The organism is Curtobacterium sp. MEB011, from assembly GCF_030209655.1.
GTDB classification, from domain to species: Bacteria; Actinomycetota; Actinomycetes; order Actinomycetales; family Microbacteriaceae; genus Curtobacterium; species Curtobacterium poinsettiae.
On record NZ_JARVRN010000002.1, the window covers coordinates 52,930 to 75,654 of the forward strand.

The 22,725-nt window shown below is 71.0% G+C and carries 25 protein-coding genes; 7 read left to right on the plus strand and 18 right to left on the minus strand.

The annotated features are described in order from the left end of the window. The first annotated feature begins 310 nt into the window (after positions 1-310). Positions 311-664 carry an Abi family protein gene (locus tag QRN30_RS02050; protein WP_284760527.1) on the plus strand — a complete coding sequence of 118 codons (354 nt, stop codon included), beginning with the start codon at positions 311-313 and terminating at the stop codon, positions 662-664. Then, positions 627-1,169, plus strand: a complete 543-nt coding sequence (locus QRN30_RS02055) for an Abi family protein (RefSeq protein ID WP_284760524.1) — start codon at positions 627-629, stop codon at positions 1,167-1,169. The genes QRN30_RS02050 and QRN30_RS02055 overlap by 38 nt, the downstream gene beginning before the upstream one ends. On the opposite strand, the gene QRN30_RS02060 is transcribed toward QRN30_RS02055, so the two are convergent. Continuing rightward, positions 1,170-2,126: a helix-turn-helix transcriptional regulator gene (locus tag QRN30_RS02060; RefSeq protein WP_284760280.1), complete on the minus strand. Its 957-nt coding sequence runs from the start codon at positions 2,124-2,126 to the stop codon at positions 1,170-1,172. Positions 2,127-2,188: 62 nt separating this feature from the next. Here QRN30_RS02060 and QRN30_RS02065 point away from each other — a divergent pair, with 62 nt between their 5' ends. Together QRN30_RS02065 and QRN30_RS02070 are read left to right on the plus strand one after the other, a co-directional pair. Then, on the plus strand, positions 2,189-2,608 hold the full coding sequence (locus QRN30_RS02065; RefSeq protein WP_017887937.1) for a VOC family protein: 420 nt from the start codon (positions 2,189-2,191) through the stop codon (positions 2,606-2,608). A 96-nt stretch (positions 2,609-2,704) separates the two neighbouring features. Then, positions 2,705-3,238, plus strand: coding sequence for a hypothetical protein (locus QRN30_RS02070; RefSeq protein WP_017887936.1), 534 nt, complete (start codon positions 2,705-2,707; stop codon positions 3,236-3,238). Between the two features lie 13 nt (positions 3,239-3,251). Here the strand turns inward: QRN30_RS02070 and QRN30_RS02075 are convergent, their stop codons facing one another. Beyond that, a complete protein-coding gene (locus QRN30_RS02075) occupies positions 3,252-4,064 on the minus strand; it encodes a putative RNA methyltransferase (protein WP_017887935.1) in 813 nt (270 codons plus the stop codon). 67 nt (positions 4,065-4,131) lie between these two features. Between QRN30_RS02075 and QRN30_RS02080 the strand changes: the two genes are divergently transcribed. The 3 genes from QRN30_RS02080 to QRN30_RS02090 are packed head-to-tail and all read left to right on the plus strand — an operon-like array spanning position 4,132 to position 6,307. Then, positions 4,132-4,752: a CG0192-related protein gene (locus tag QRN30_RS02080; RefSeq protein ID WP_017887934.1), complete on the plus strand. Its 621-nt coding sequence runs from the start codon at positions 4,132-4,134 to the stop codon at positions 4,750-4,752. A gap of 51 nt (positions 4,753-4,803) precedes the next feature. Next, on the plus strand, positions 4,804-5,742 hold the full coding sequence (locus QRN30_RS02085; protein ID WP_284760283.1) for an aldo/keto reductase: 939 nt from the start codon (positions 4,804-4,806) through the stop codon (positions 5,740-5,742). A gap of 37 nt (positions 5,743-5,779) precedes the next feature. Further along, positions 5,780-6,307: a GNAT family N-acetyltransferase gene (locus QRN30_RS02090; protein WP_284760284.1), complete on the plus strand. Its 528-nt coding sequence runs from the start codon at positions 5,780-5,782 to the stop codon at positions 6,305-6,307. 148 nt (positions 6,308-6,455) lie between these two features. Here QRN30_RS02090 and QRN30_RS02095 read toward each other — a convergent pair whose 3' ends face one another. The 16 genes from QRN30_RS02095 to QRN30_RS02170 form a co-directional block, all read right to left on the minus strand. Further along, complete coding sequence (locus tag QRN30_RS02095; protein ID WP_139179591.1) at positions 6,456-6,668, minus strand: hypothetical protein; 213 nt, start codon at positions 6,666-6,668, stop codon at positions 6,456-6,458. Positions 6,669-6,732: 64 nt separating this feature from the next. Continuing rightward, positions 6,733-6,969: a hypothetical protein gene (locus QRN30_RS02100; RefSeq protein ID WP_111032194.1), complete on the minus strand. Its 237-nt coding sequence runs from the start codon at positions 6,967-6,969 to the stop codon at positions 6,733-6,735. Positions 6,970-7,003: 34 nt separating this feature from the next. After that, positions 7,004-10,216, minus strand: a complete 3,213-nt coding sequence (locus tag QRN30_RS02105) for a GH92 family glycosyl hydrolase (RefSeq protein WP_284760286.1) — start codon at positions 10,214-10,216, stop codon at positions 7,004-7,006. 46 nt (positions 10,217-10,262) lie between these two features. Beyond that, positions 10,263-11,849, minus strand: a complete 1,587-nt coding sequence (locus QRN30_RS02110; RefSeq protein ID WP_071250065.1) for a serine/threonine-protein kinase — start codon at positions 11,847-11,849, stop codon at positions 10,263-10,265. Positions 11,850-11,996: 147 nt separating this feature from the next. Further along, positions 11,997-12,815, minus strand: a complete 819-nt coding sequence (locus QRN30_RS02115; protein ID WP_284760289.1) for a phosphatase PAP2 family protein — start codon at positions 12,813-12,815, stop codon at positions 11,997-11,999. Positions 12,816-12,861: 46 nt separating this feature from the next. Further along, positions 12,862-13,323, minus strand: coding sequence for a hypothetical protein (locus QRN30_RS02120; RefSeq protein ID WP_140448575.1), 462 nt, complete (start codon positions 13,321-13,323; stop codon positions 12,862-12,864). Further along, positions 13,323-14,261 carry a sporulation-delaying protein SdpB family protein gene (locus QRN30_RS02125; RefSeq protein WP_161598104.1) on the minus strand — a complete coding sequence of 313 codons (939 nt, stop codon included), beginning with the start codon at positions 14,259-14,261 and terminating at the stop codon, positions 13,323-13,325. Before QRN30_RS02125 ends, QRN30_RS02120 begins: the two co-directional genes overlap by 1 nt. Continuing rightward, on the minus strand, positions 14,258-14,788 hold the full coding sequence (locus QRN30_RS02130) for an SdpA family antimicrobial peptide system protein (RefSeq protein ID WP_140448577.1): 531 nt from the start codon (positions 14,786-14,788) through the stop codon (positions 14,258-14,260). The genes QRN30_RS02125 and QRN30_RS02130 overlap by 4 nt, the downstream gene beginning before the upstream one ends. A gap of 6 nt (positions 14,789-14,794) precedes the next feature. Further along, on the minus strand, positions 14,795-15,469 hold the full coding sequence (locus tag QRN30_RS02135) for a sporulation delaying protein family toxin (protein ID WP_214532129.1): 675 nt from the start codon (positions 15,467-15,469) through the stop codon (positions 14,795-14,797). A 51-nt stretch (positions 15,470-15,520) separates the two neighbouring features. Further along, complete coding sequence (locus tag QRN30_RS02140) at positions 15,521-17,206, minus strand: bifunctional 3'-5' exonuclease/DNA polymerase (protein WP_284760295.1); 1,686 nt, start codon at positions 17,204-17,206, stop codon at positions 15,521-15,523. A gap of 54 nt (positions 17,207-17,260) precedes the next feature. Continuing rightward, positions 17,261-17,455, minus strand: a complete 195-nt coding sequence (locus tag QRN30_RS02145; protein ID WP_017887924.1) for a hypothetical protein — start codon at positions 17,453-17,455, stop codon at positions 17,261-17,263. 34 nt (positions 17,456-17,489) lie between these two features. Next, a complete protein-coding gene (locus QRN30_RS02150) occupies positions 17,490-18,263 on the minus strand; it encodes a hypothetical protein (protein ID WP_284760296.1) in 774 nt (257 codons plus the stop codon). Continuing rightward, the gene (locus QRN30_RS02155; protein ID WP_031260151.1) at positions 18,260-19,120 is read right to left on the minus strand and encodes a carbohydrate ABC transporter permease; all 861 of its coding nucleotides are present in this window, start codon (positions 19,118-19,120) and stop codon (positions 18,260-18,262) included. The genes QRN30_RS02150 and QRN30_RS02155 overlap by 4 nt, the downstream gene beginning before the upstream one ends. After that, positions 19,117-20,094, minus strand: coding sequence for a carbohydrate ABC transporter permease (locus QRN30_RS02160; RefSeq protein WP_071250059.1), 978 nt, complete (start codon positions 20,092-20,094; stop codon positions 19,117-19,119). The genes QRN30_RS02155 and QRN30_RS02160 overlap by 4 nt, the downstream gene beginning before the upstream one ends. 9 nt (positions 20,095-20,103) lie before the next feature. After that, positions 20,104-21,429: an ABC transporter substrate-binding protein gene (locus tag QRN30_RS02165; RefSeq protein WP_052481654.1), complete on the minus strand. Its 1,326-nt coding sequence runs from the start codon at positions 21,427-21,429 to the stop codon at positions 20,104-20,106. A 23-nt stretch (positions 21,430-21,452) separates the two neighbouring features. Beyond that, the gene (locus QRN30_RS02170) at positions 21,453-22,694 is read right to left on the minus strand and encodes a Gfo/Idh/MocA family protein (protein ID WP_284760299.1); all 1,242 of its coding nucleotides are present in this window, start codon (positions 22,692-22,694) and stop codon (positions 21,453-21,455) included. Positions 22,695-22,725: the final 31 nt, after the last annotated feature.

Below are 22,725 nucleotides of genomic sequence, written 5' to 3' on the forward strand. Positions count from 1 at the left end.
CGCCGAACACGGCGAGGACACCGGCGACGACGAACACGTCGAACACGAGGGACTCCAGAAGGTCTGCGGTGTCCGCGCCGGGTGACGCGGACCGGCACCACTTGTGGTGCCGAACCGATGCTGGATCCTGCGCCGGGCCTCCAGTCCGCTCCTAACGGATCCCTGACGCCGCCCTGGCGGACGCATGCACGCTCCTAACGCCTGTGGAGAGCGCTCGATCCCGTGACGCGGATCCTGGTAGGGTTTCAGCATCACGATCGGCCCGCTCGCCTCACGGCTCGGGCCGATTTTCTTGTCTCGGGGGGGGCGCATGGAGTACGTGAAACCGTGGCTCTCGATCGGTGAGCAGATCGAGAAGCTGGCTTCCAAGGGAGTCCGCATCGGTGATCGGGGCGTCGCGGGATCGGTACTGCGCGAAGTCGGCTACTACCGCCGCACCGGATACCTCTATCCCTTCCGTTATCCCTTCCGTGAATCGTCATCGGTCACCGATGAGGTCGGCCGCCGACACGGCGAGGTCCACGACCGGTACCGAGCAGGGACGGAGTTCGCAGCAGCCGGACACCGGAGCGTTCACTGCACCTCGGCCCGACCCACCGGATGGCTCCAGCGCACACACGGCGTGGCTGCAGCGCGTCCGCGAACGGCCGGATTCCTCGGATGAATCGTTCGTTGCCCACTTCCGCGACAAGTACGACGACCGGATGCCCATCTGGGCACTCACCGAAATCCTCGAACTGGGACACCTCGCTCGGCTGTACGGCGGTCTCCGGAACGACGTCGACACCCGGATCGCCCGAGAGTCCGGCGTCCCGACCAAGAAGACGATGCTGAGCTGGCTCGCCTCGGTCAACTACGTCCGGAACGTCGCAGCACACCATGCGCGTCTGTTCAACCGGAAGTTGGTCGTGGTCCCGAAACGGCCGAGGTCCGGTGCGGTACCGCTCCTCGCACATCTCTCGGGAACCGATGCGCCGAAGCAGTTCGGTGTCTACAACACCTTGGCGGCGATGGCGTACCTGCTCAGGTCGGTCCCGTCCGACCACGACTGGGCCGAGCGCGTGGCCGCTCTCCTCGGGGCCTTCCCGAGCAACGAACACCTCGATCTCTCGTCGATGGGTGTCGGCGGCGGTTGGCTGGACCACGCGCTCTGGACAGGTCCCCACTGATCACGCTGGGCGACGCGTGCCGGCCGTGCGCAACCGGTCAGCGAGGTCTGCCACGGCCTCGACGAGCTCCTCCGGACCCGCGACGACGAAGTCGACCGCAAATCCTGACACCACGCCCGCGAGCCCGTCCCACGACCACGATCCGAGGGTGACGCGTGCCCGGTCGCCCTCGAGCTGCTCGACCACGGCGTCCTCGGGCAGGTACGGCGCGATCCGCCGCGCATCGCCCGCCGTCGTGGTCACCGACCCGGTGCACGGCCACACGTCGTCGACCGCCGCCCCCTTGAACCGCGCGGACACGAACGCGGCCGCATCGCCACCGGGGATCGGTCGCGGCGTGAAGGGGACGCGGGTGCGCATCCGCGGCGTGATCCGGTCGATGCGATGCGTGCGCCAGTCGTCGCGGTCGGCATCCCAGTCGAGCAGGTACCAGCGACCGTTCCGGGCGACGACGGCGTGCGGTTCCACCCGGTGCGGAGTCTCGTCCTCTCCGTACCCGAAGCGGAAGACCTCGTGCAGGTGGACGGCCTCGCTCACCGCCACCAGGACCTCCGGGTCGGTGGTGGTCCGGCTCGTCGCGGTCACGGCCTGCACCGCGTCGACCCGGGACCGCAGCCGCGCGGGCATCACCTGCCGGACGGTCGCCAGGGCGCGGGCCGCCGACTCGGCGACGTCCGCCCCCGATGCCGGTGCCACGGCGAGCGCCAGGGCGATCGCCACCGCCTGGTCGTCGTCGAAGAGCAGCGGGGGCAGGTCGGAGCCGGCCTCAAGCCGGTAGCCGCCGGCCGGGCCACGGAGCGCCTCCACCCGGTACCCGAGCCCACGGAGTCGATCGACGTCGCGGCGGACCGTACGGGGACTGACCTCGAGCCGCCCGGCCAGCTCGTCCCCCGGCCAGTCGCGGTGCACCTGGAGCAGGGAGAGCAGCGTGAGCATCCGTGCGGAGGGTCCGGCCATGGCGTCCATCTTCGTCCGAGAAGCGGACAGGATCTGACCGCATTGCCCGAGATCCTCGTCCCATGAGCATCGAAACGACAACCCACCTCAACTTCGACGGCGACGCCCGCGCGGCGCTCGACTTCTACGCATCGGTCTTCGGCGGCGAGGTCACCGCCGCCACCTACGGCCAGATGGGCGCCCTGGACGACCCGGACTGGGCGGACCGCATCGTCTTCGGGCAGGTCTCCACGGCCGCCGGCTTCCGCGTCATGGCCTTCGACGTCTGGCCCGGGCAGCCCTACGACCAGGGATCGAACGCCTTCTACGTGTTCGTGCACGGCGACGACACGGCCGAGATCGAGCGGTACTGGGCGGCACTGTCCGAGGGCGCCGAAGTACGGCAGCCCCTGGAACCCTCGGCCTGGGCACCGTTGGCCGGGCAGCTGCGCGACCGCTTCGGCGTGGTCTGGCAGCTCGACGTCGCGGCCCCGACCGAGTGACGCGGCGGTGCGGCCCGGATGGTCCCGCCCCGCACCGACGCTCGGACGTTTGTGAACCACTTCCCCACGGAATCCAGCCGCCGATAGCGTGCTGGCATGCCCGAGTTCCGCCCGATGCCCGGTTACGAGCTCGGCCACGGATGGGTGGCCGCCCGCCGACGCCGCTCCCGGTTCGGCAGCGTGTGGCGCTGGATCGGGCCGCCGGTCGCACTCGTCGCCGTCGTCGCTGCCGCGCTGCTGTTCCACTGGTACGCGGGCGTGGCCGACCAGGTCGAGTGGGAGTGCGCGGTGTCCACCTGCGGCACGAGCGACCCGCGGTCCTTCGCGCCGGAGGGGTGCTGGGCGCTCCTCGTGCTCGCCGGTCTCGGCACCGTCCGGGTCCCCGGGCGGTGGTGGTGGACGGGCGCGCTCCTGCTCGGGTTCGCGCTCGTCGCCGCGTGGTCGATCGACTGGTGGCGGATGCCCGGCATCGACCTCGGGCTGTTCGTGACGCCGATCGGAGCCGGGAGCCTGGGCGTCGTCCTCCTGCTCGCCCGGATCGGGATGGCCGTCGACCGTGTGCGCGGGCGAGCCCACACCGCCCGTCGGCGGGCCGAACAGGACAGTCCGCGGGACGTGGGCGAGCGCTGACCCGGTCGGAGGATCAGCCCGAGCGGCTCCAGGTGCTGACCGTCACGGTCGCGGTCACGCTCGTCGGCGCGAACACCTGCTCCGCCGAGACGTGGTGGTGGCTCGGCCCCATGTGCACGACGTCGTGGACGTCCTCCGCCGACAGCTCCATGGACCACATCAGGTCCTCGGAGGACCGCAGCGCGAACGACGGCGTCAGGGAGTCGTGCAGTCGGCGCTCCTTCTCCGGGTCCACGCTGATCGTCGCCTCGGCGAGCTCCGCCAGGTGGCCGGTCCGCGGGGTCACCACCACGAGCACGCCGTCGGCGTGCAGGACGCGGGCGTACTCGGTCTGGTTGCGGGGTGCGAAGACGTCGAGCAGGACGGCGGCAGCGCCGTCGACGACCGGGAGGCGCTCGGTCACGTCACCGACGACGGCCCCCGCGCGCTCGTGGGCGCGTGCCGCACGCCGGATCGCGACGGCCGACAGGTCGAGCGCGACCCCGAGCCTCCCGTCCGCCGCGCGCAGCGCATGCGCCAGGTAGGTCCCCGGGCCGGAACCGACGTCGAGCACGATGCCGGGCGCGGTGGCGTCCGCGACGATCGCGGCGAGCGCCCGCTCGACGGGCGCGTAGTGGCCGCGCCCCAGGAACCGCAGCCGCGCGTCCACCATCTCCGGGGTGTCCGCGGTGAGTGCGCGGCGCTTCGCGGGCAGGAGGGTCAGGTGGCCCTGCTTCGCCTCGTCGAACCGGTGACCGTTCGGGCAGCCGACCTGGCCGCCGTCGACGCGGCCGAGGGGCTCGGCGCACACGGGGCAGGCGAGCATCGGCAGCAGGTCGTCACGCACCGGCCCAGCGTACGGGCCTGGCTCCCCCTGACCGGATGTCGGTGCTGCGCGGCAGTACGGTCAGGACATGGCAGTCATCGAGCAGGCAACGCTCCGCCCCTCCAAGGCCGAGGCGCTCGCCGCCTGGCTCCCCGACCAGGCGTGGAGCGGCGTCGTCGCGGGAGCGCCGCTCGAGGTCGTCGGGCAGTTCCGGTTCGACGACCCCGCTGGCGAGGTCGGCATCGAAGTGCTGCTCGTCCGCACCGACGGCGGCCGGGTCCTGCAGGCGCCACTGACCTACCGGGACGCACCGCTGCCGGGTGCCGACGCGTTCCTGGTGACCGAAATGGACCACTCCGTGCTCGGACGACGGTGGGTGTACGACGCGGTGGGCGATCCCGTGCACGCCGACGTGCTGCGCCGGGCGATCGTCACCGGCGGGCACGAAGCGGAGCTCGAGTTGGCCAACGGTGCCGGACAGCGGCCGAAGGACGCCTGGGCCAGCGGCAGCGGCTCCGAACCCGACTCCCCCACGATCACCTCGTTGCACGCGACGACGACGGGTGCGGTGACGTCGATCGCGACCGACCACGGCACGATCGTCGTCGCTCGGGTCGTCGGTACGGCCCTGCCCGAGGGCGAGACGCTGACCGGGACGTGGACGGACGGCTCCGAGGTGCTCGCCGTCCTGCTGCCCGAACGCGCCTGAGGTACTGGCAGGGCCTGCCTGTGCCGGGGACCGGCTGGCAGGATCGACGACGTGAAGACACTGGAGTTGCCACAGACAGACCTCACCGCCTCCGACGTCGTCGTCGGACTGATGCGGATCAACGACATGAGCGACGAGGGCATCCGTTCGCTCTACAGCGCCTCGCGCGATGCGGGCGTGAACATGTTCGACCACGCCGCGGTCTACGGCGAGTGGCACGGCTGCGAGGAGCGGTTCGGCGCCGCCGTCACGCTGACGCCCGCGGAACGCGCCGAGATCGTGCTGCAGACCAAGGTCGGCATCCGGCCGACGCCGAAGGGCGCGTACTTCGACTTCTCGTACGAGCACATCCTCGAGTCCGTGCACGAGTCGCTCGAGGCACTGCAGACCGAGTACGTCGACGTGCTGCTGCTGCACCGCCCCGACGCCCTGGTCGAGCCGGAAGAGGTCGCGAAGGCATTCGACGAGCTGCACGCCGCCGGCAAGGTGCACCACTTCGGCGTCTCGAACCACACCCCCGGCCAGGTCGACCTGCTCAAGAAGCACGTCCGCCAGCCGCTCGCGTTCAACCAGGTGCAGCTGAGCATCACGCACGCCAACGTGATCTCGCAGGGCCTGACCGCGAACATGGGCGGCCTCGACCAGTCGATCTCCCGCGACAACGACATCCTCAACCACTCGCGCATCAACGACATCACGCTGCAGGCCTGGTCGCCGTTCCAGAAGGGCTTCTTCGACGGTGTCTTCCTGGGCGACCGTGAGCAGTACGCCGAGCTGAACGACGTGCTCCAGGAGATCGCCGCCCAACACGGGGTCACCCCGACCGGCATCGCGGTCGCGTGGATCACCCGCCACCCCGCGCACTTCCAGGTCGTCCTCGGCACCACGAACCCGCAGCGCGTGCGGGACTCGGCAGCAGGCTCGGACGTCGAGCTGTCGCGCGAGGAGTGGTACCGGATCTTCACCGCGGCCGGACACACCGTTCCCTGAGCTGGAACGGCCCGGTCGGGTCGGGCAGGGTGGGGTCGTGCTCCACGACCTCGCCCTGCCCGTTCGTCTGCCCGCCCGCAGTGGCGAGGTGACCCTCCGGAACGCCACGGAAGCCGATCTCGACGCGCTCATGGCGCTGTTGTCCGACGACCCGATCAGCGCCGCACGTGGTGACGTCGCCGCGCCGGAGGACCGCCCGCAGTACGCCGAGGCACTCCGGTCGATCGTGGACGACCCGGCGAACGCGCTGCTCGTCGCCGAGGACCCCGACGGGCAGCTCGTCGGGACGCTGCAGCTCACCCGGATCCCCGGCATGGCTCGTCGTGGTGCCACCCGACTGCTCGTCGAGGCGGTGCGGGTCAGCAGTGCGCTGCGCTCCGGCGGCATCGGGAGTGCCCTGATGCGCTGGGTGACCGACGTCGCAGCGCCGGAGCTCGGGACCCCGCTCGTGCAGCTCACGTCGGACGCTGCACGGACCGATGCGCACCGGTTCTACGAGCGTCTCGGCTTCACCGGCTCGCACGTCGGGTTCAAGTACCGGGTCCCCGACCCTTCGGCGCGCTGACGTTCTTTCCCAGAACGCGTGCGATGCAAGGTGCTTTCGGGCGTACCTGGTCGAAATTTCCGACCAGGTATGCGCGATTCGACCAGGTATGCGCGATTCGACCAGGTATGCCCGATTCGACCAGGTACGCCCGATTCGACCAGGCGCGCTAGTCGTCGGAGGCGGAACCAGCAGACCTCGGCGTCGGAACGTTCACGTCGACCGGGGACACCCCGGCGGGATCGGCGGAGGCGCCACCCACGACGTCGAACGAGATCCCCAGCATCGCCGGGTCCTCGTCGAGTTCGAGCCCGTCCTGGCGGACCTGGTCCTCCGGGATCGCACGGCCACCGGACGGGTCCCACGAGTTCGCGATCGACATGCGCACGAGCATGCCCGAGCCGCTTGGCAATCGCCCAAGAAACCTCTGAGGACCCCCGGACCGCTCAGCCGGCGAGGTCGTCCGGGTGCAGCCGATCGCCGGCGTGCGGACGCCGGAACACCGGGCCGCCGCCGGCTTCGTCCTCGTCGTGATGGCTGACGGGCGAGACGCTCGGGTCGGCGGAGTCGTCGCCGACGTCGGCGCCGCGGTCCTCCTCCATCTCGAGTTCGGACTCGTCACTGCCGTCCACGGGGATGGACCGGCCCTGCTGTTCGGGATCGAACGGTGCGCTCATCGACATGCGGCGAGCATGCTCCCGCTCGGTGAACGCCGGATCAACGCTGTCCGTCGGCCGCGATGAGCTCGAGCTGCGTCAGCGGCAGGTCGGTGCCGGCGGTGAACGTGAACGACGACCCACCGCCGAGGATCCGGAACACCCGGGTCTGCCCGGCCCACGAGAACTCGGCGCCGTCGACCGCGGTGACGGCGTCGTCGAGGCCGACCCGCCACGAGTAGGACCCCGGCGATGCCACCGTCACCGTGTACAGCGAGGCGGCGGGGCACGACACGTCGAAGGACACGGACTCCCCCGCGGCGAGCGCCGTGACGGAGCGGCCGGTGTCGTCGGTGAGCGCCGATGCCCCGACGGGCAGGACGTCCACCGGGGCGTCCCGGTAGCCGTGCACGTCGGAGGCCGAGACGGGGCGGGTGTCCGACGCCCAGCCCTGCGGTTCGTCGGACAGGGTGAACTCGATCCGCGACGCGGCCACGACCACGCTGTGCGGGATGGTGACCGAGGTCCAGGGCGAGCCGTCGACCGTCACCGACGCCACGTACCGGCCTGCGGAGCCGGCGGCGATCTCGATGACCGTCTCCGTTCCTCTCCCCACCGGCACGGCCTGCCCGCCGCTGGCGCGTCGGTCAGGATCCGGCGGCGTGGGCCCAGGCTGTCGCAGCACCGTCCTGCGGACCGACGGCGGTACGAGCACGTAGGTGCCGGTCGACGGCGCCAGCGGGTACAGGCCGATGGTCGCGAAGACGTACCAGGCGCTCATCTCGCCGTTGTCCTCGTCGCCGGGGTAGCCCTGGCCGAGGTCGGACCCGACGAACAGACGCTCGAGCGATTCGCGGACGATGCGGTGCGCGTCATCGTGGCGCCCGGTGAACATCGGGAAGAAGGGGATGTGGTGCGCGGGCTGGTTCGACAGCCCGAGCATGCCCATCCGGACGTCGCGGGCCTCGGTCATCTCGTGGATCGGGAACCCGTACGAGCCGGACCGCGCCAGCGCACCGGTCTCGGGGGTGGCGAAGAACGCGTCGAGAGCGGCATCGAACCGCTCCGGCCCGCCGTGCAGGTCGACGATGCCGGCGCCGTCGTGCGGCGCCGTGAACGCGGTGCCCCACGCGTTCGTCTCCGTGTAGTCGTCGCCCCAGTCGCGCGGGTCGAACTCGGTGCCGACCCGCCACGAGCCGTCCGGGTCGCGGCCGATGAAGAACCCGCGCTCGGAGTCGAACACGTGCCGGTACTGCAGCGACCGGCGGGCGAACCACTCGGCCTCGGCTTCGTAGCGGGACAGGTCGGCGGGCGTCCGCGCCCGTGACGCGAGCAGGCCCGCCATGACGGCCAGACCCCAGTCGTTGATGGCCGCGTCCAGGGTCCACGACATCCCCTCGTGGGTCGCCGTGTCGACGTGGCCGCGGAAGGCGCCCGGGAGGCTCCCCTTGCGTCCGACGCGCTCGTCACGCGGCGGAACGGTCGCGTTCCGCACCGCGCTCCGGTACGCCTCGGCCAGGTCGAAGCCGCGCACGCCCTTCACCGCGAGGTCGGCGAAGACGGTGTCGCTCGTGGTGCCGGTCATGCAGTCCTCGGCGCCGGGCGCGCTCCAGCGCGGGGTCCACCCGCCGTCGTGGTGGTGCTCGACGAAGCCCTGGGCCAGCTCGCCCGCGGTGTCGGGGGTCAGGAGTCCGAGGAGCGGCCAGGCGGTGCGGTAGGTGTCCCAGAAGCCGTTCGTGGTGGTGAACGGGCCGTCGACGATCTCCGGCCCGGGCTCGTCGCGGATCGGGTCCGCCAGCACGTCGCCGTACGGAGAACGGTGCCGCGGGGCGCCGGTCAAGGCGGTCTCCCCGGCACGGTTCGGGTAGAGGAACAGCCGGTACAGACCCGAGTACAGGCTCGTCAGCTGGTCGGGGCTCGCGCCGTCGAAGGACAGCGTCGCGAGCTTCTCGGTCCACAGCGCCTCGGCACGGGAGCACATGGCGTCGAACGAGCCGGCGTCGTCGAGGTTCGCGCGGGCGTCCTCGATCGAGACGGTCGAGATGCCGAGCAGGACGTCGACCGGGCCGCCGGTGCCGCCGGGCTCCCCCACGGACAGCCAGCCGCGCAGCTCGTGCTCGCCGATCGTCGTGTGGTCGGCGGTGACCCCGGCGACCCGCAGGTGCACGTGGTGCGGCGGGGTGCCGGGGCGGTCGTCGAGCAGAGCCTCGACCACGGCGGTGCCGTCGGTGACCGTCACGGAGACGTCGGACACCCGGCCGTGGTGGTCGAGCACGACGCTGCGGGTACCGGTGAACCGGAACCCGAGGGCGAACTCCCCTGCGGTCAGCTCGGCCGTCACACCGTGGTCGAGCGCGACCCGGTAGCGGTGCGGGCCGTCCTGCTCGTCCTCGTGGTCGAACCCGAGCGCGCGGGCGGCCCGGTCGACGTCGGGGGTGTCGAGCGGCGAGGGCATCACCTGGAACACCCCGCGGTCGCCCATCCACGGCGACGGGATGTGGCTCGTCGCGAAGGCCTGGATCGCCGGACGGAGTCGTCCCTGGTCGTCGAGCCGGTCGTGCTCCTGGTAGGCGTACGGCCAGCGGTTGCTCGAGGCGTCCGTCATCGGCAGGCCGAACACGCCGCCGTGCGGGACGCCGACGAGCGGCGCGTTGTTGCCGCGGGAGAACCGGGACGACGCCTGGGTGCCGCGGGTCGTCCGGACGTGGCCGAGCGCGGTCGTCGGGGTCGGGCGCGCGGGACCGATCCGGACGGCGTCGAGCCAGCCGCGCAGTGCCGGACGCTCGCCGTCGGTGACCGCAGCCGACGTGTCGGAGCCGAGCCGGGCCTCCAGACGGTCGACGACCAGCCCCGCGAACGGCGTGAGGTCGACCGCTCGGCGGTTCCACTGGTCCACCCACTGCTTGCGTGCGGTTTCCTGCGCGCCCGGGGTGACCACGTCGCCGTACTGGTCGCGGGCCCCCGCGTGCTCACGCAGCCGCGAGCCGTCGGTGAAGACGACGTCGACGGCGAAGGCCGTGGCGTCCCAGAAGTGCGGCAGGTCTGCTTCCGTCGGCTCCGTCGCCCCGTCGGGAAGGGTCCGCTCGGGGAACCAGACCCAGGACAGCTCGTCGCCGGGGGCGATGGTACGTCCGGTGAGGCCGGGGACGATCGCCTCGGCCACCGACGCGCCCGCTGGTCGTTCGACGAGCCAGCCCTCCGCGGAACCGAAGCCGACACCGTTCCGAGCGGCCACGGCCGTCGTCGGACCACCGCTCCGTTGCAGTTCTCGCACCGTGCGAGCCTATTTGCTCCAGGAACTGGACGAAAACCCCGGCGTGTCAGTCCCTGTTCTGCCCGGGGGCGCTGCCGGACTTGCCGGGGCCGGCACCGGGGCCCTTGTCCGACGAGGTGTCGACCGCGCCGGTGCCGTCCTGGGGCGCCTGCACCGGGTTCGAGGCGGGGGTGCTCGGCTCCGGGCCGACGGGCGGGTCCTGCGTGGGCTGCTCCGGCTCGGTCGGTTCGCTCGGCTGCTCGCTGGGCTCCTCGGCCGGCTGCGACGGCTGCTGCTCCTGGGACGGCTGCTGCTCCGCTGGCTCGCTCGGCTGCTGTTCCTGCCCCGGGTCCTCGGTCGGTTGCTGCTCCGTCGGAGCCGTCGAGGTGGTGTCCGTCGGAGCCGGCGTGCCGTCACCGTCACCGTTCAGGGCGAACACGGCCACACCGATGCCGATGAGCACCAGGACGATCACGATGATCGCGGCGATGAGGGGCCCGCGCTTCTTCTTCGCCGGCTGGTCCTCCGGCTGGTCGCCCCGGACCGGGCGGGGCGCGACCGGCGGCGGGGTCGGCCCGCTCGGACCCGATGCACCGCGGCCGTTCGCCTGGGCGCCGAGGACGGTCGTCGAGACGTCGTCAGCGGCGTTCGGACGGTGGGTGTCGAGGACGCGCGTGGCGTCGTCACCTGGCTGCGCGCCACCGTTCGGTAGTTCGCTCGCCGGCATCGCCCGCGTCCGGTCGTCGGCGTTCGCCGCTGCGGCGGCGCCGACTGCGGCACCAGCCGCGCCGGCGGCCGCGGCCGTCACCGCACCGGGCGCACCGGGCAGGAGCTGCGTGGCGTTGGTGGGCTCGTCGCGGCCCAGGGCACGCAGGCGCTCGGCAGCCTCGGCGGCGGTCGGGCGCTCCGCCGGGTCCTGCGCCGTCATCACGTGCAGGAGGGTCCGCCAGGCCGTCGGCAGCTGGCGGTCGATCTCGGGCGAGCGGGTGAGCCGGGCGGTGGCGGACTCGACGGCGCTGCCCGGGAACGGCTGGCGGCCGGTCAGGCACTCGAGCAGCACGAGTCCGAGCGAGTAGACGTCGGCCTTGCCGGTGATCTCCTGCGCCAGGACCTGCTCCGGTGCCAGGTACGCGGCCGTGCCCATCACGGTGCCCGTCCCCGTCACGCGCGAGGCGTCGCGGAGCAGGGCGATCCCGAAGTCGGCGAGCTTGACGTGCCGGCCGTCGCTCTCGAGCAGCACGTTCGCGGGCTTCACGTCACGGTGGACGATCCCCTGCGCGTGCACGGCAGCCAGGCCGTCGGCGACCTGCGCACCCAGGCGGGCGGCGGTCGCGGGGTCGAGCGGCCCCTCGCGCAGACGCGTCGCCAGGTCGCTGCCCGGCACGAGTTCCATGACGAGGTACGAGTCGCCGTCGACGTCGTCGAGGGCGGCGTCGTAGAGCGTGACGAGCTCGGGGGCACGGAGCGTCGCGAGGGTCTGGATCTCCGCCTCGGCGCGGGCGCGCTCACCACGGTCGACGGGGCCGATGCGGAACACCTTGACCGCGACCTCGCGACCGAGTTGCTCGTCGACCGCCCGGTACACGGACGCCATGCCACCGTGTCCGAGCGTGCCCGTGACGCGGTACCTGCCGCCGAAGACCCGTTCTTCCATGCCCGGCAACCTACCGGTCGCGGCTGACGGCGCTCTGCCGGAGCGCGGCGGCGCGGGCGGCGCGGGCGGCGCGGGCCCGGGCGGCCCGGGCGGCCGTCGAGTGAGCAGAAGATGTCGGGTCGCTCGCGGCCACCCGACTTCTTCTGCTCAGTGGATGACGCGGTCCACGTCCGGCGCGGGCTCGGCACCGTGGTGGATCGCCGTCAGGTACAGCCGGTGCGCCGTGATCACGAGCGCGAGCCACGCCAGCCCGAGCGCCCACGCCGCCAGCACGTCGGTGAGCCAGTGGTGCCCGAGGAACACGCGCGACGCACCGACCGACAGCACGAAGAGGGTGCCCACGACGATCGTCAGCACCCGGGTGACGACGCGCGACTGCCTCAGGAGCAGCAGGTACACGATGGTGCCCACGATCACCGTGGAGTTGAGCGTGTGCCCCGACGGGAACGACGGCGACGTCTCGTACGGCGGCACCGCGTCGGACAGCGGCGGACGCGCCCGACCGATCAGGTCCTTGCCCGCGATCGTCATGAGCAGCGAACCACCGCTCGCGGCGACGAGGAGCACCAGTGGCGTCCACGCACGGCGCTGGATCGTGAAGCCGACCAGGAACCCGAGCCCGACGATCGGCATCCCGATCGTGCCCGCGATGTCGGTCCACCAGGTGACGACCGTGTCGGCCGTTGGAGATCGGAGCGTGAGGGCCCAGTCGAGGACGGGCCGGTCGAGCACCGCGACGTCGTCGGCTTCACGGACGGCGTCGTAGACCTCGGAGGCGATCCACGTGGCGAGGACGGCGACACCGAGACCCACGGCGAGGGTCAGCAGCAGCACGGGCATGGCACCGAAGCGCTTGCCGAGTGCGGTCCACGCACCGGCGACACCGCGGCCGACCCGGGAGCGCCAGCGGGTCAGGTCGACTTCGCCGACGGTGCGGTCGGCGGCGTCCCCGCGTTCAGTGTGCATCCGTCCACCCTGCCCGAAGCCGCCGGGAGCCGCCCCGGCCGACTGGCTACGAGCGCCGAGCGACCATGCGACCGATCGCGCTGGCCACATCATCGGCATCATCCGAGGTGGCGAGGAAGACCTGTCCGTTCAGTCGAGCGATGCGTACGGCGCGCTGGCCGTCCGCTGCCAGGAGCAGACCACCGCGGCGGCTCCTGCCCTTGACGCCCCACCCACCGAAGTCCTCCATCGGTCGCACGTCCACGCTCGCTACGGAGGCGATGTCGCCGACCTTGACCCGGACGCCCCAGAACGGCGTCGCGACGAGCCAGAGGGCGTTACGGGTCGCGATGACGCCGACTGCCGGGGTGCTGAGCATCAGCACGATCGACGCGGTCCCGATGCCCAGCATCCACCAGCCGCTCACTTCCGGGAACTCGGCCAGGGAGAACACGCAGATCAGCGCAGGGCCACTGCAGAGGATGAGCCGCAGCCCGATGTCGAACCGCTGCCACGAGAGGACACGCATCAATCTGGCCGATCGTTTCGCGGTACTCGGAGGTAGAGCACCAGAAGAGCTGCCATGGAGAGGAAGAACGACCAGAGCCCGAACATCACGGCGATGGAGAGGTGGAAGGCAAGCATGAGCGGGAGTGCAATCCTGCGATTCGCTGGTCGTACCAGCACGAGTCCCGCGGCCAGCAGTTCGACCGCCAGAACGCCGTAGTTCACGATGAGGGCACCGGCAAGGGAGCCTTGAACGACTTCCGCAAGCCAGAGAAACGCGGCGGGAGGACGAAAACTAGGCTCTTGGATCCAGTACCAAAGCGCTGTTCCATTGGCCCACTCGGCCACCGCGAACTTGGCGATCGCCGCATTGGCGTACAGCACCGACGTCTGGACCCAGACGACCACGAGCACGGCCCAGGCTGCTCCGCGCACAACCCACGATCGCGAACTCCAGCGCCTGTCCACCGACCAGTGGTTGCGACGACGGTCGAGGAGCAGCAGCGGAACCAAGAGCAGGGTAAGTACTGCTGCGACCTGGTCCCCACCGTCTCGGATCGGGGAACCGATGTTCAGACTCCACGCCACCCACCAGTGAGGGATTGCGGTGACAGCCGGGAGGTAGCCGCTGATCACCGCGAGCGTGACCGCGAGCGTGATGATGATGCTGGTCGGCGTAGCCCCACCAGCCATGCAGAACAGTGACCAGCGCGAGGTGAACGCTTCGCACACGACCCCGACGGGATCGGCCGGACTCGTCAGGAAGAGCACGCCAGCCGGCGTCATCAGCACGGTCAAGAGGGTGGACAGCGCAAGGAAAGTCCGCGCGAGGGCCAATGACGAGTTGTACGTCGAAACGTCGTCGATGCAACGAACGGCGGCGGCGAGGAGTGGCCGAATGTTCTCAGTGAAGGCTTTGGTCTCGGTGCGCGCGCCGCGCACCAACGTTGCGAGACTCACGTGCATCGCACTTTCACGGCTGCGACTTCCTCCGGGCGCGAATCAGTTCCGCGGAACGCCCAAGGAGTGGGTCTCTTCCGCACGAGTGTGATCTCACCGCACAGCGAGTGCACGTCGTTCTTGATCCGTACGTGCCGGCTCTTCAGCCCGTTGACGCACTCAGAAACGCTCGTGCCCACTTTGCAGCCTCGCCACGCCGCACGGTCCAGCTGCTCCATGACTCGGTCCACGTCGATCCCGCCCAACCGCGAGGCGCGGTTCAAGCCGAACGCCCACTTGAGCTGCATGTTCGCTCCCGTGCCCATCTCATCACCGGCTTCGTCATACGCGACCACGAACGAATCTCGAGGTGACTTCGTGAAGAAGGACCATCCCTCGGGCAGAAGTTCCCGCGTCACATTCGCTGCACGCTTTGCGCCTGGCCCGAGATGGTCGGCCGCCGGCAAGGACATCGCCGCGACACCGGTCACGGTGATGCAGACGACGGTCCCACAAAGGGCGAGCGCGTGGATTCGTGAGCTCGTCATCGACGACTACCGGATGGTCGAGACGATCTGTGCGGCGAGACGCTCTCGTGCTGCCACGCTCTCCGCACCCGTCGCCGCTTTGCCGCACCACGTCCAGGCACCGCACCACAGTGCCGCGGTCACCACGACCGCAACAGCAGCGGTTGCCACCGCTGCGTTGTGCACCCCGACAGCCGCGTATGCAACGCACACCACGGCCGCACCGCATCGGCCGCTTCCTTCCGCGGACGGAAGGTCTGCAGGGACGACACCCTCAGCGTCCATCCTCTGGCGGGTGTGGTCGACGACGATCTCACCGAGCTCAGCAGACGCGGCCTGGGCACGGTAGACGTCGCCGCTCCGGACATCCTGCAGAACCGGCTCAAGGCGGTCCTGTTCGGCGGCCAGCACCTCGGTACTGGCCGCGCGAGCCTTCTCTCGGTATCCGCCGACGTCGAAGCCATCAGACACGAGCACGTCGACTCCGACCTCCGTGCCCAGCTGGTGGGCGAGGTCTCCCGCACCGTAGGCGAGGGCTTCGACGATTGCTGCGTCGGAAGGACCACCCGCCGTAGCTGCGTGTGCCGCGTTCGAAGGGCTCGTGCCGAGGAGACCCGCCACAAGGAGGACCGGTGCAGCAAGGGCGGTAAGTGAGTGCTTCAATGCATGCCTTTCGTCGTTCTCTGAAACACTGGCATACATGTTTCAACGGCACAACGTCAGGAGCAGTCAGTTCTTCCCTTGGCTGCCACCTCAGTCCTTCGCCTCCGAGTACGCCCCCACCACCGCGACCGACAGCGGGAACGTCACCGGGAAGTCCTGGAACAGCAGCCGTCCGGCGTCGACGGCGGCCTCCCGGATCTGCTGTGCCACCCAGTCCGCATGCTCCGCCGGGGCGTGCACCACGATCTCGTCGTGCACGAAGAACACCAGGTGCGGCCCGTCCGTCACGGCACCGGGGAACCGCGCGAGGAGCCGCGATCGCAGGGACCCCATCCACGCGAGCGCCCACTCCGCCGCGGTCCCCTGCACCACGAAGTTCCGGGTGAACCGCCCCCAGCTCCGGGCGCGGGACTCGACGGCACGCTGCATGGCCGGGGTCCCCTCGACCGTGTAGGCCTGGTTCCGGGCCTCGAACCACGAGTCCTCGGGCACCGGTGACGTCCGCCCGAGCAGCGTCGTCACCGGTTCGCCGCGCTCCCCCGCACGGGCCGCGCGCTCCACCATGGCGAGCGCCTGCGGGAACGCCCGGACCAGGCGCGGCACGAGCCGACCGCCCTCGCCCTGGGTCGCCCCGTACATCGCGCCGAGCATCGCCACCTTGGCCTGCTGCCGGGTCTCGACCGCGCCCGAGGCCACCACGCCGTCGTACAGGTCGCGTCCGTCGCCGGCCGCGGCCATCGCCCGGTCGCCGGACATCGCGGCGAGCACCCGGGGCTCCAGCTGTGCGGCGTCGGCCACGACGAGCTTCCACCCGGGGTCGGCGATGACGGCTCCGCGGATGCCCTTCGGCAGCTGCATCGCTCCCCCGCCGTCGGCCGCCCAACGACCGGTGACGACACCGCCGACGACGTACTTCGGGTGGAACCGGCCGTCGCGGATCCAGTCGTCGAGCCACGTCCAGCCGTTGGCGGTGAGCAGTCGCGCCAGGCGCTTGTACTCGAGCAGCGGCTCGATGACGGGGTGCTCGATCTCCTGCAGCTCCCACTTCCGGGTACTGGTGACCATCAGGCCGACGCGGCGGAGCGCCTTCAGCACGTCGGCGGGCGAGTCCGGGTTGAGACCGGGATCGTCGAGGCGTTCCCGCACGACGGCGGCGATCTCCTCGAGCCGTCGCGGCCGCACGCCGTAGGGCACGCGCGGCCCGAGGGCGTCCTCGAGCAGGCGCTCGTGCACGTCGGCCCGCCACGGCAGCCCGGCGTGCAGCATCTCGGCCGCCACGAGCGCACCGGCTGACTCCGCGGTGAGCAGCAGGCGCAGGGCGCCGGGCGCGCTCGACCCCGCAACGGCGGCGAGCTGCGCGCGGAACTCTGCCACCGGGTCGACCTCGTCGTCGGGCACGGCGGCGGTGAACAACGCGTCGTCGAAGAGCTGGGCCTGCGTCGGGCGGACCACGCGGGCTTCGGCGACCGGGGCGTCCAGGCCGTCGGCCGGCGCAGCGGCGAGCACGGATCCCCGAGCAGCGAGCGCGGCCCGCAGCACCCGACGACCGAGGCGCAGGTCGACGCAGCGACCGACCCGACCCCCGGCGGCGAGCACGGCCGGGTACCAGCGCGCGGTGTCGTCCCACACCCAGCGCACGCCCGGTGCGTCGTGGACCGCGACGAAGGCCGGGAGGCCCGGCTCGTCCAGGCGGACCGGCTCACCCCCGGCGGTCCCCGCGTCGGTCAGGGGCGTCGCGAGGACGCCGCCGTCGACGCGGCGGAGGACGAGGTGCACGACACGATCATGCCGTGCCCCACCGACCCCGGCGGACCAGGGCCGGAACGGGCGTCACTCGCCGGGTCGGACCGCCGCGGTGTCGGCGACGTCGATGCGGACGTCGCCGTCCTCGGCACGGGAGACCTCGACCCGCGGATCGGCGTCGTGCTCGTCGGATCCGGACATGCGACGGAACGTGTCCTGTCGGCGTTCCTCGAACGTCATGTCGACGCCGTCGTCGAGGTGGTCGTGGTCGGGCTTCGTCATGCCGTGCACGCTACGCGGCCGCGGCTGCGGGCGGTCACGCGACCGGCGCCGTTCCGGTCCGCTCGGTCCAGTGCCCACCGCTCGCCCACCGGTCGAGCACGGCCGCACGCAACCGCCCGGACGGCGCCGCGGAGCGAGCGGTCGCCAACGGCACCCCGAAGACGAACTTCGCGACGCTGGCGTCCCCCTCGGTCGCATCGTGCTCCCCCGGCGGGACGAGCCTGAAGCGCCGGGCGAACCGCACGAGGTTGGCATCGGGACCGAGCGCGGCGGGCAGCCCCGGGTCGAGCATCCAGGAGCGGCACTGCCACCGGTCCGCAGCGAGGTGCCCCGCGAAGCCGCGCAGGACCTCGGGTGCGTCGGCGAACGAGCGGTCGCAGGCCACCGGGTCGAGCGGCCCCGTCTCCGGCACGTGCACACCCCAGGCCGACGTGCCGTCCGCCAGGTGGTCGCCGAGTTCGAACTGGAGGCGCCCCACGGCCACCACGCGCCCGGTCACCACGGCGACGAGCCACTCCACCCCGGTGCCGTGCAGCCCGTAGCGCGCGAGCTTGCGGTCGACGTCGGCGACGGATGCCTCGGCGAGCGCGCGCGGGAGCCCACGCCCCGCGAGGGCATCGGCGGTGTCCGGCACCGCGGCGCGGAGCGCTGCCACCAGCAGTGCGTCCCGCTCCGCGGGTCCGGCGTCGGCGACGGTGGCGGCCACTGCGGCCGCCACCGTCGCGGAGTCGTCCGGTGACCCCACGGCGGCGGCGAGGACCGCGACGGACGCGGGACGGGCCTCCAGGCCGGGGGTCGCGGTGGTCACTTCAGACCGGACGAGGCGAGCCCGTCCATCACCCGACGCTGCAGCACGACGAACATGATGAGCACCGGCGCCATCGCCATCAGGCTCGCGGCCATCAGCACCGGGTAGTCGATCGTGCGGTCGCTCGACAGCGTCGCGAGGCCGGCGGCGAGCGGCATGTCCTCGGCGCGGGTGGAGACCACGAGCGGCCAGAGCAGCTCGTTCCACGACCACAGCACGGTCGTGATCGCGAGCACGCTGATCGACGGACGGGCCAGGGGCAGCATGATCCGCCAGAACGTCTGGAACGGGTTCGCGCCGTCCATCCGCGCGGCCTCTTCGAGCTCGGGCGGCATGTTCAGGAACGCGGTCCGCATCAGGAACGTGCCGAAGGCGCTGAACAGCCCGGGTGCGACGATCCCCATCAGGGTGTCGAGCCAGCCGAGGCCCTGCACGATCTGGTACTGCGAGATCAGGTAGACCTGCGAGGGCACGAGCAGGATCGAGAGCACGATCGCGAGCAGCGCCGCCCGGCCGCGGAACCGCATCCGGGCGAAGGCGTACCCGGCGAGCGTGCACAGGACGATCTGCGCGATCGTGCGGATGATCGTGACGGACACCGACGTGCCGAGCTGGCTGAGGAACGGCAGGCGTTCGAAGACCTGCGCGTAGTTCTGCCACTGCAGCTCCCCCGGCCAGAAGACCGGCGTGACGGACTGCACCTGCGCGTTCGTCGACAGCGACATGATGATCTGCCACAGGAACGGGAACGCCATCGCGAAGCCGCCGATGCCCAGCACGACGTGGATCCACCAGTGGCTGCCGCCTCGACGGCCGGGCCGGCGTGCTGCCCGGGGTGGTGTGACGGTGGCGGTCATCCCTGCACCCACTTCCGTTGGACGCGGAACTGCACGAGCGTGACGATGCCGATGAGCAGGAAGATCACCATCGCGATCGCAGCCGCGAAGCCCTTGTCGTTGTCGATGAACCCGGCGTTGTAGAAGTAGAAGACGAGCGACATCGTCCTCGGGATCACCGGGTTGGTGCTGCCGAGGATCGCGTACAGCAGGTCGAACAGCTGGAAGCTCGAGATCGTCGTCACGATCACCACGAAGAAGATGCTCGGACTGAGCAACGGCACGGTCACCGAGCGGAACTGCCGCCACCGGCTCGCGCCGTCGAGTTCGGCGGCCTCGTAGAGCTCCGGCGGGATGTCCTTGAGCCCGGCGCCGAGGATGATCATCGAGAAGCCGAGGGACGACCAGAGGCCGACCAGGCTCACCGCGACCAGCGCGAAGCCGGGCGTCGAGATCCAGTACGGGCCGTCGATGCCGACGTTCCCGAGGAACCAGTTCACGATGCCGTAGTCGCCGTTGTACATGATGCGCCAGACCAGCGCGATCGCCGCGGGCATGGCGACGTACGGCAGGAAGAAGAGCACCCGGTAGAACTGCGCGAACCGCAGCCCCGGGGTGTTCAGCAGACTGGCCAGCCACACCGCGATCGGGATCCCGGCCAGGACGACGGCCGTGTAGATCACCGTGTTGAGCAGCGACTGGTACAGCTGCGGGTCACCGACGAGCCGGACGTAGTTCGCGACGCCGGTGAAGGTCGCACCGCCGAAGACGCCCCAGCTGGTGAACGAGTACCAGAACGTCTGGATGATCGGCCAGATGTAGAAGGTGCCGACGCCGACGAGCATCGGGAGCACGAAGAGCCACGGCCACCAGCCGTCGGTCCGTCGTGGTGCTCGGCCGCCGCCGCCTCGCGGAGCCGGGGCACCCCGCCCGGGCGAACGTGTCGTCCGGGCGGGGGCGGCTGCGGCCGGGGGCCGCTCAGTGTTGATCGTCACGCGCGGGTCCTACTCTTCCTTGGCGAGGGCGGCGTCCATCTTCTGTGCGAGGTCCTCGGCCACCTGGTCGACGGGCTTCGACCCGTCGAACGCGCTCGGCAGCAGGGTGGTCTCGAGGGTGTTCCAGGCCGCGGTGTTCTTCGACACCGGCAGCGGCTTCGCGTAGTCCACCGCGTCGAGGAACACCTGCAGGTCGGCGTCGGGCATCGTCTTCGTGAAGGCGCCCTGCGTGCCCTCGTACGCCGGGATGACCGCGCCCATGTCGCCCTGCTGCTGCTGGGCCGTCTTGCCCGCGAGGTAGACCTGCAGCGCCTGGGCGGCGGCCTTGTCCTTGCTGGCCTCGGACACGACGTTCGAGACGCCGTGGATGACGGTCGCCTGCTCCTTGCCCTTCGGCAGCGGGTAGGCGACGACGTCCTTCTCGAGCTCGGTGCCGGTCAGCGCGGAGCGGAACCAGCTGCCGCCCTGGTACATCGCGAGCTTGCCCGAGGTGAACCACTGGTCGGCCGTGGTGTCGGTGAGCTGCTTGATCGAGGGCGATGCCCCCGAGTCGATCAGGTCGGTCCAGAACCGCAGGCCGTCCTCGGACGCCTTCGTGGCGTACTCGGACTCGGTGCCGTCAGCGTTCAGGACCGATCCCCCGGCCTGCAGGATCGTGTTGTAGTAGGTCGTCTGGCCGTCCATGCCGCCGGCCGCTCCGTAGGCGCCCTTCGACTCGAGCTTCTCGGACAGCTCGGCGCCGGTCTGCTGGAAGTCGTCCCAGGTCCAGTCCTTGGACGGCAGGTCCATGCCGGCCTGCTCGAACAGCGACTTGTTGAGCCAGACCCCGATGGTGTCGAAGTCCTTCGGCACGCCGTACTGGGTGTCGTCGTACGTGTACAGGTCGTTGAGGGCGCTCGAGTACTTCGACGCGTCGATGTCCCCGGACTCGACCTCGCCGGTGATCGGCGCGAGCTTGCCGTTGGCCGCGTACAGCTGGAAGTTCGGGCCGTTCATCCAGAACAGGTCGGGCAGTGTGTTGCTCGACCCCTGGGTCTGCAGCTTCGTCCAGTAGTTGGCGAACGGCGTGACGTCGACGCTCACCTTGATGTCCGGGTACTCCTCGTTGAAGCCCTTCAGGTTGGCCTTGATCGCCTTCACCTGGTTCTCGTCCCAGACGGCGTAGGTCAGGGACGCCTTGGTGTCCTTCGGCGCGGCTTCGTAGTCGCCGCCGGAGCCGGACGCTCCGGACGACGAGGAGCAGCCGGCCAGGAGTGCGGCCGCGCCGAGGGCGGCGACGGCGCCGAGGAGGACGCGGCGCACGCCGGTTCCTCGGGTGGGGATGTGTGCGGTCATCGGGGTGTCCTTTCGCACGGCCGTCAGGAGCCGACGGTCTGGGCGGGATGCGGGGTGGAGGGGGTGGAGTGCAGGGCGTTCGACGTGAAGTGCGCGATGGTCTCGGCCGGCAGGGGCGGGACGTCGATGGGGACGGACCCGTTGCGGAGCGAGCGCGTGGCCAGCGCGCCCGCGGCGACGGCGGCGCGGGCCGCGATCGGGGAGAGCTCCGACGGTTCGCCGAGGGCGACGGACCGCAGGAACTCGGTCATGGTGAGCAGGTCGGCATCGGCGTGGCCGTCCTCGACGCCGTCGATCGGGTACTCGCGATCCCCCGCGGTGTCCCAGCCCCGGCGGTGCGTCCAGACCTTCACGGCGCCCCCACCGGTGTCACCGATGTTCTCGAGGCGCCCCTCGGTGCCGATGACGGTGTAGTTCCGCCAGTAGTCCGGCGTGAAGTGGCACTGCTCGTAGCTGGCCTGCACGCCGTTGTCGAGCGTCATCATCACCATCGAGACGTCCTCGACGTCGACGACGGGGTTCAGCCCGGTCTGGGCGAGCGGCGGCCAGTTGTCGTGGGAGAACCAGTCCCCCATCAGTTCACCGCTGCGGTCGCGGCGGTCGGTGACGTCGCCGTAGACCGACAGCGAGCCCATCCCGACGACCCGGGCGGTGTCGCCCCCGCCGAGCGCGTGGATGACGTCGAGGTCGTGGCTCGCCTTCTGCAGCAGGAGCGAGTTCACCTTGCTGCGGTCGGCGTGCCAGTCCTTGAAGTAGTAGTCACCGCCGTTGCCGACGAAGTGCCGGCACCAGACGGCCTTGACCTGGCCGATCTCGCCACGGCCGATGATCTCGCGCATCAGGCGGACGACGGCGGCGTGCCGGAAGTTGTGTCCGACGTACAGCGGGGTGCCGGTCCGGGCCGCGGTGTTCAGCACCGCGTCGGCGTCCTCGACCGTGATGGCGAGCGGCTTCTCGAGGTAGACGGCGATGCCCGCGCGGAGCAGGTCGATCGCGATCTCGGCGTGGGTCCAGTCCGGCGTGGTGACGATGGCGGCGTCGACGTGCCCGGTGAGGTCCAGGTGGTGTTCGACCACCAGGGCATCCGGGTACTCGTCGCGTCCGCGCTGGCGGCCCGCCGCCGTGACGTCCGCGACGGCCACGACCCGGGCCTGCAGCGACGCGTCGGCGGCGGTGGCCTCGGCCACGTGGCGCGCGATGGCGGACCGCTGGCCCATCCCGATCACCGCGACGCGGAGTCCTGCGTCGTCAACGCCCATGCTCATCGCTCCCTTGCGTGAATGTGACGTCCATGAT

Excerpts from the sequence above, each read along its gene's own strand:
- QRN30_RS02050 (WP_284760527.1), top strand. The coding sequence starts at position 311 with ATGGAGTACGTGAAACCGTGGCTCTCGATCGGTGAGCAGATCGAGAAG.
- QRN30_RS02060 (WP_284760280.1), bottom strand. The coding sequence starts at position 2,126 with ATGGCCGGACCCTCCGCACGGATGCTCACGCTGCTCTCCCTGCTCCAG.
- QRN30_RS02065 (WP_017887937.1), top strand. The coding sequence starts at position 2,189 with ATGAGCATCGAAACGACAACCCACCTCAACTTCGACGGCGACGCCCGC.
- QRN30_RS02070 (WP_017887936.1), top strand. The coding sequence starts at position 2,705 with ATGCCCGAGTTCCGCCCGATGCCCGGTTACGAGCTCGGCCACGGATGG.
- QRN30_RS02080 (WP_017887934.1), top strand. The coding sequence starts at position 4,132 with ATGGCAGTCATCGAGCAGGCAACGCTCCGCCCCTCCAAGGCCGAGGCG.
- QRN30_RS02095 (WP_139179591.1), bottom strand. The coding sequence starts at position 6,668 with ATGTCGATCGCGAACTCGTGGGACCCGTCCGGTGGCCGTGCGATCCCG.
- QRN30_RS02100 (WP_111032194.1), bottom strand. The coding sequence starts at position 6,969 with ATGTCGATGAGCGCACCGTTCGATCCCGAACAGCAGGGCCGGTCCATC.
- QRN30_RS02110 (WP_071250065.1), bottom strand. The coding sequence starts at position 11,849 with ATGGAAGAACGGGTCTTCGGCGGCAGGTACCGCGTCACGGGCACGCTC.
- QRN30_RS02115 (WP_284760289.1), bottom strand. The coding sequence starts at position 12,815 with ATGCACACTGAACGCGGGGACGCCGCCGACCGCACCGTCGGCGAAGTC.
- QRN30_RS02120 (WP_140448575.1), bottom strand. The coding sequence starts at position 13,323 with ATGCGTGTCCTCTCGTGGCAGCGGTTCGACATCGGGCTGCGGCTCATC.
- QRN30_RS02130 (WP_140448577.1), bottom strand. The coding sequence starts at position 14,788 with ATGACGAGCTCACGAATCCACGCGCTCGCCCTTTGTGGGACCGTCGTC.
- QRN30_RS02135 (WP_214532129.1), bottom strand. The coding sequence starts at position 15,469 with ATGTATGCCAGTGTTTCAGAGAACGACGAAAGGCATGCATTGAAGCAC.
- QRN30_RS02145 (WP_017887924.1), bottom strand. The coding sequence starts at position 17,455 with ATGACGAAGCCCGACCACGACCACCTCGACGACGGCGTCGACATGACG.
- QRN30_RS02155 (WP_031260151.1), bottom strand. The coding sequence starts at position 19,120 with ATGACCGCCACCGTCACACCACCCCGGGCAGCACGCCGGCCCGGCCGT.
- QRN30_RS02165 (WP_052481654.1), bottom strand. The coding sequence starts at position 21,429 with ATGACCGCACACATCCCCACCCGAGGAACCGGCGTGCGCCGCGTCCTC.
- QRN30_RS02170 (WP_284760299.1), bottom strand. The coding sequence starts at position 22,694 with ATGAGCATGGGCGTTGACGACGCAGGACTCCGCGTCGCGGTGATCGGG.